Here is a 1290-nt window from a genome sequence, read left to right on the forward strand (position 1 = left end):
CCTCGCTGTTTCGGTTGCGATGACGAGACGTCTCTGATCATCAACTGCTGGACGTTCGAGGCGTCTTCTGTCTCTTGGGCATGGCGAAGTCCCGGCGCGGTGGTCGGGTTCTCCGTGGTCCTTCAGGTCGTGGGCGGATGGGATGGGTGGCTGTCAGCTGGCTGGGCGGGGCAGGGCGGCGAGCCGGTGGAAGGCCGTGGTCAGTTCGTGTCTCCAGGGCCAGGTCGCGGAGATTCGCAGTCGTAGGCGGCGGCCGCCGCGGGTGAGGCGAGCTGCGACATGCAGGATCCGGTAGCGCAGTTTCCTAGGCTCGGCGCCGGCCAGTTCACCGTCCAGCAGCAGGATCCTCGTCCAGGCGAGCAGGTCGATCGCGGTCAGCGACAGTTCCAGCCAGGCGGCGTTGATCTGGAAGCGACGAGAAGGGAAGCGGTCGAAGCCGGTGGTCTTGCCTGTCCGAATGTGGTCCTCGACGGTGGCGTGTCCGCGGTGGCGGACTTCCAGGAACTGGGCCGAGCCACCGCCGGAGAACGGGGTGTCGGTGAGGAGGACCTGGTGACGCAGGCCCTCGTCCTGGTCGAACAGGGACAACTGAGCGCCGGGATGCGGGCGCTCGCGTCGCACGATCATGCGAGTGCCCGTCGGGTAGCCCGGCAGGTCGACCATGCCGGTCAGCTCGGCGACCTCGGCCCCTGTCCGCAGACTGCCGTCCTGGTCGAGGGCCGGGTGCCAGAGCCGGTCGGGGGTGGCCCGGATCGCGCGGCGGACCGGTTCGGTAATCGCGTAGCCGACAGAGAAGTACGTTCTCATTCCTCTCTCGCGCAGGCTGCGGACGTGGGCGAGGAAGGTCTTGGCGCATCCGGCGCTGTCCGCGCGGATGAGGAGGTCGGTGCCGTACCGGTGCGCGTCGGGGACCTGGGTGAGGGCATCGTCCAGGACCGCTATGTGATCACTGGCGGTGTTCGCTCCGGCGTTCCCGGGCCGGAGTCGCCCCGCCAGGGCTTCGCCGGTGTTGGCCAGGAAGCACAGCAGCGGGTGGTAGCCGAAGCCGCCCTTGTAGGTCGGCGCGGCCTGTTCCTTTTCGGAGTGGCAGGTGATCAGCGTGGCGTCGATGTCCAGGACCAGACCAGGCAGTTCGCGTCCTCCAGCCCGTGCGGTGGGTATGCCCCCGCTCGTCTCGGCGGCCTGCAGCCACGCGGTCTCCCGGGCACGAGAACGTGCCGATCGCAGCCGGGCCAGCACCCTCTCGTCGGCGTCGGCGAGCAGTCGCCACGCGGTGGGCGTGGAGGCCAC

General features: G+C 69.1%; 1 protein-coding gene. It reads right to left on the reverse strand.

Going from position 1 to position 1290, the window contains the following annotated elements; all coding sequences use genetic code 11:
- Positions 1-153: 153 nt before the first annotated feature.
- A partial coding sequence (locus tag ACZ68L_RS46930; RefSeq protein WP_469591060.1) for an IS1380 family transposase occupies positions 154-1290 on the reverse strand: 1137 nt, incomplete at its 5' end.

It is taken from the genome of Streptomyces sp. NPDC104309 (genome assembly GCF_055584025.1).